The sequence below is a fragment of the Sphingomonas parva (ex Maeng et al. 2020) genome (assembly GCF_004564275.1).
Classification (GTDB): domain Bacteria; phylum Pseudomonadota; class Alphaproteobacteria; order Sphingomonadales; family Sphingomonadaceae; genus Allosphingosinicella; species Allosphingosinicella parva.
Map to the genome: position 1 here is coordinate 1 of NZ_SPDV01000066.1, position 5,605 is coordinate 5,605.

The following is a 5,605-nucleotide window of genomic DNA, read 5'->3' on the forward strand; positions in this document are numbered from 1 at the left end:
CCGCGCGAGAATTTGTAGACGTCGTTATGGGCTGTGCCGCGCAGATAGTCGTCGCCCGCCCCGCCGATCAGGACATCGTCGCCATTGTTGCCGTACAGCGTGTCGTTGCCGGCGCCGCCGGAGATCGTCTCGTTGTTGTAGGTGCCGTGGAACACGTCGTCGCCGGCGGTCGGCGCGAACGCCCTGGTGATCAGGTCGGCATGGGTCCAGACGGTACCGTCGGCGAAGCGAACGAACTCGATCCGATAGTCGCCGTTGCTGATCGTGTTCTCGATGGTGATCCGGTCGTCGGTGCCGGCGACCTTGAGGATCAGATGGTTCGGGTCCGCCGCTTGCTGGACGATGATGTCGGCGGGCGCGATCGTGGCGTCGAACTCGATGGCGTCGTTCCACGATTCGTTGGACCAGCCGGCATCCGAAATGATGTCCTGGCCGAAGCCGCGCGAGAATTTGTAGACGTCGTTATGGGCGCTGCCGCGCAGCCAGTCGTTGCCGAAGCCGCCGATCAGCGTGTCGTTGCCGTTGCCGCCGGTGATCGTGTCGTTGCCCCAGCCGCCGGTCAGCGTGTTGGCGGCCGCGTCTCCGTTCAGCGTCAGATTGGCGGCGCTCTGGAACGGCGCGCCGTTGAAATTGCCGAGGGTCAGCGCGCCGGTGGTGACACCCTGCAGGCGCAGCAGCATCCGCGCGTCCTCAAGGCGTGAGACGCCCGCCTGCGCGAAATAGACGTAGGTGTCGGTGCCTTCCTGCCGGGTCACCACCGCGCCGCTCAGGCCGTCGGCGAGGCGGATGTCGAGGATGTCGCCGGAGTCGCCGGTCTGGAAGTTGGTGATCGTGGTGACGCCGATCTCGCCGGCAAGCGGCACGAACAGCGAATAGGTGTCGCGTCCGGCGGTGCCGGTCAGTGTCCTCGGCCCGGTGGAAGGATCGGTGCTTCCGCCCGTCCCGCCGCCCGTGCCTCCGCCGGTGCCGGTGCCGCCTCCGGTGCTGCCGCCCGGCGAGCCGCCGCTCGAGGTGAACAGCGGCGCCGTGAACGGATCGGCGCCCGCCACGGGCGGGTGAAGCAGCCGCTCGGCGGCGTCGGCGGTGATGATCCTGCCGGCCAGTTCCGCGGCCGTCCACTGCACGCCGCTCGCGAACACGACGCGATCGATCGGCGCGTAGGACGCGGTCGCCTGGCCCTCGATGACGATCCGATCGTCGCTGCCGATGATCCGCAGCACGACATTGTCGCCCTCCCGAGTCACCACCACGTCGGTGGGGACGATGCCGCTGGCGAGCTCGAGCCGGTCGTCGGACCACCACCAATTGCCGGATTCGCGGATCGTGTCGCGGCCGTCGCCGCGCGCGAAGCGATAGACATTGTCGCCGCTGCTGCCGGCGAGCAGATCGTCGCCCTTGCCGCCCTGAAGGGGGATCGAAAGCTCGAGCGAAGTGCCGAGATCGATGACGTCGGCCGCGGCCGTGCCCGCGCCGATGCGGGCATGGATGTCCGCCAGCGACCAGACGGTGCCGTTGGCGAAGGCGATCTCCTCGATGCCGTGATCGCGCGGGAAACCCGGCTCGGTGAACATGTCGGCGATGGTCACGCGATCGTCGGTGCCGGCGATGCCGATCACCAGGTCGCGCGGTCCGATGGCGAGGAAGCGGATGTCCTCGGGCGCGATGCCGGGGCCGAACCGCAGCCGGTCGATCTTCGCGCGGTCCGCATCCTCGTAATCGGCGATGACGTCCTGGCCGTCGCCGCGTTCGAAATAATAGGTGTCTGCGCCGTTATGGCCCTCCAGCCGGTCGTTGCCGCGGCCGCCGGTGAGGATGTCGTTGCCGCGGCCGCCTTCGAGCCGGTCGTTGCCGAAGCCGCCGTAGATGTCGGCGCCGCTGTTCACCCCTGCCGGGGGAGCGATCGACGAGATCACCACATGATCGTCGCCGTCGGTCTCGCGCACCGAGGCGGCGAGCTGCGCGAAGCTCAGGCTGCGCCCGTCGGCGAAGCGGATGCTCGCGATCACCGGGTCGATGTCGGCCGGCGGTTCGACCAGGGTGACCCGGTCATTGGTCCCGGCGATCGCCAGGATCAGATTGCCGTCCGCGTCGCGCCGGGCGACCACGTCCTCGAGCGCGATGCCGGCGCCGAACTCGAGCACGCCGCGGCCGTCGCTGGTCCCGCTGCTCTCGATCCTGTCCTGGCCGTCGCCCTTTGCGAAGCGGTAGACGTCGTTGCCGCCGCCGCCGATCACGACGTCGTTGCCGGCGCCGCCGGTGAAGGTCTCGTCGCGGGCGCTGCCGACCAGCCGGTCGTCGCCGCTGCTCCCGCTGCCGGTGACGAGATCGAACAGGGCGTCGCGGCTGAGGCGGGTGCCGTCGCCGAACTCGACGGCGTCGACGCCGACCAGATTGGCGTCGTAGCGCAGCACGATCTCGTCCTCGCCGTCGCCGAAGGTGAGGACGAGCTCGTTGCGGCCGGGCGCCGCGCGCGAGACGCGCATCTCGTCCGGCCGATAGCCGGAGACTCGCAGCGTGTCGGTCCCGGCGCTGTCGTCGATCACGTCGCGGCCGTCGCCGCGGGCGAAGGTGTAGACGTCGTTGCCGCCGGCGCCGCGCACCTGGTCGTGGCCCGGGCCGGCCGCGATCACGTCGTCGCGGGCGCTGCCCAGCACGATGTCGTCGCCCGGCCCGGCCTGGTCGGTGATCGAGCGCTGGATCAGCTGTGCAGCGTCCCAGGTCTGGCCGTCGTCGAACGCCAGCGCCGGAACGGCCCCGCCGCCCGCCGCGCCGACCAGCACGATCTGGTCCCCGGTCGCCGGAAAGGCGACGATCAGGTCGTTGCTGTCGAGGGCGGACAGGCGCACGACGGCCTCGGCGGCGATGAAGCCCTGCAGCGTCACCGTCGCGCGGGTCACCCCGGACGGCATCTCGATCCGGTCGATCCCGTCGCCGCGCCGGAAGATCAGCTGGCCGTCATTGGCCATGATGATGCGGTCATGCCCGGTGCCGGCGGTGACCACTGCATTGGGCACGAGGTCGCGCAGGTCGATCCGGTCCTGGCTGCCGTGCGGCTGCTGCTCGTGGATCAGCATCCGGATTTCGGCGATGCTGAGCAATGTGCCGTCCGCGAAGCGGAAGCTCTCGACCGGCTTCTGGCTGTAGCCGCCGAGCACGACGAGGCGGTCGGACCCCGCCACCAGCGTGATCAGCAGGTCGCCGTCCACCTCCTGGAAGCGGAGCTGGTCACGGGTGAGGCCGGTCCCGAACTCGATTAGGTCGATGCCGCCGCTGTCGCTGATGCTGTCGCTGCCGTCGCCGACCCCGAATTTGTAGGTGTCGTTGCCGAGGCCGCCGGCCACGGCGTCCGATCCCGCCCCACCGGCGATCGTGTCGTTGCGGCCGTCGAGGCCGGTCAGCTGGTCGTCGCCGGCCGTGCCGGTCAGCAGGCGATCGATCACCTGGTCGAAGCTCAGCACCACGCCGTCGGCGAAGTGGAATTCCTCGATCCGCGTGCCGGCGAGGCCGCCGACGACGGTCACCACGTCGACGCCGTTGCCGAGATCGATGACGAGGTCGTCGGCCACGCGCCGGACGATCAGGGCGTCGCGGGTCACGGAGGCGCCGAAGACGATTTTGTCGATCGCGCCCGCGCGATCGGTCTTCTCGATGATCCGGTCGAAGCCGTAGCCGGCGCTGAACGCGTAGGTGTCGCCGGCATTTCCGCCCTTCAGGACGTCGTCGCCCTGGCGGCCGTCGAGCGTGTTCGGCTGGTCGAGCGTGCCCTCGATGACGTTGTCGCCGCGATTGCCGCCCTCGATCTGCAGCAATTCCTCGACGTCGGAGATCTTGAGGAAGGTGCCGTCCTTGAACTCGAACCGCTCGACGCCGTCGTCGGTGCTGCGGAACTGGTCGCGGATGCGCAGCGTGTCGGTGCGCTGCAGCACCGAGACGATCAGGTCGTTGCCGTCCTTGGTGAAGACCACGTTGCTGCGGGTGATGTCGTCGCCGAACTTGACCACGTCGTCGACCGGCACCTTCATGCCCGGCCGATCCTGCCACGAGGCCCGGATCCGGCGGTCGACGATCACGTCGTGGCCGTAGCCGACGTCGAACTTGTACGTGTCGCCGCCGTCTCCGCCTTCGAGCGTGTCGTCGCCGCCGCGGCCGTCGAGCAGCTCGGCGAAGTTCGAGCCGGTGATCGTCTCGCCGGCGCTGGTCCCGACCAGGTCGATGTCTTCGGGGTTGAAATCGGTGAACAGCAAGGTCCGGTCGGAGAACTCGAAATATTCGACCGCGGCGTGCTGCGCGCCGTCGCGGACATATTGGTTCTCGAGCACGACGCGCTCGCCGGTGGCGCGCACGGTGATGATCAGGTCGAGCGCCGTGCGCGAGAATTCGACCTCGCTGCTGGCGATCCCGTCGAAGATCAGCCGCTCGCTGCCGTCGCTGTCGTAGATCGTGTCGTTGCCGTAGCCGCGTCCGTAGACGTAGACGTCGTTGCCGCTCTGCCCGACCAGGCGATCGTTGCCGGCGCCGCCGTCGATCCAGTCGCTGATCCCCTCGAAGCCGTAGATGATGTCGTCGCCGCCGGTCTTGGCGATGTCGACATAATGCTGGAGGAGCTTCAGATAGGACCATTGGGTGCCGTCGCCGAAGACGATGTCCTCGAGCAGGTTGACGTAGCCGATGAACGGCAGCTCCTTCAGATACTCCCTGAGGGTGACCTGGTCAGCGCTGCCCTTGATCCGCAGGGTCAGCGTGTCGCTCGGGCCGTCGCGCAGGAAATCGAGATCGGTCCAGCGGACGTCGTCGATGAACTTCAGCGTGTCGTGCTGCGGGCCTGAGAAAGCCTTGAAGCTGAAGTCGTTGTCCTCGATCACGTCCTTGCCGTAGGCGCGGCCGAACACATAGGTGTCGCTGCCCTCGGCGCCGGTCAGATAATCGTTGCCCTTGCCGCCATCGAGCGTGTTGACGTTGAGCAGGCCGTAGATGGCGTCGTCGCCGTCGGTCCTCGCGTTCTCGAGCACGCGCTCGACGATATCGGTGAACTCGAGCGAGGTGCCGTCCTCGAAGATGAAGCGCTCGATCAGATTGGGCGAGACATAGTCCAGCCCCTCGCTGCTCCCCATCAGCTCGGCGAACGCGCCGAGGCCGAGCGTGATTCCGCCGAGCTGTCCGACGATCTCGATCGTGTCGCTCGTCTCCTGCCCGACCTTGAGCAGGGTGATCTTGAGGTTGGGGCTGGGTCCGTCCCGGGTGAGCTTCAGGTCGTCGGCGGAGATGTCGCCCTTGAACTGGAGGAAGTCGAGACCGGCCTTGATCGGCCCGAACGAGAAGCTGCCCCGCTCGTCGATGACGTCCTGGCCGTCGCCGCGCGCGAAGATGTAGACGTCGCCGCCGGCGCCGCCGCTCATCAGGTCGTTGCCCTTCCCGCCCCACAGGAAGTCGCCCGATCCCGATCCGATCAGCGGATCGTTGAACACGCCGGCGGCGCGCTCCTTGTCGACCACTTCCAGGGCCATTCGGGTGCGGTCCCAGACCACGCCGTCGGAGAAGACGATCGAGGTGACGCCGCTCTCGAACTGCTTGCCGTTCGACAGATACTGGTTGAGCTCGCCGAGGA

1 protein-coding gene is annotated in these 5,605 nt (G+C 68.2%); it reads right to left on the minus strand.

Annotation, left to right across the window (positions count from 1 at the left end):
• Window positions 1–5,605 (minus strand): calcium-binding protein (locus E2493_RS19395; RefSeq protein WP_135090190.1); only part of this gene is annotated, 5,605 nt, incomplete at both ends.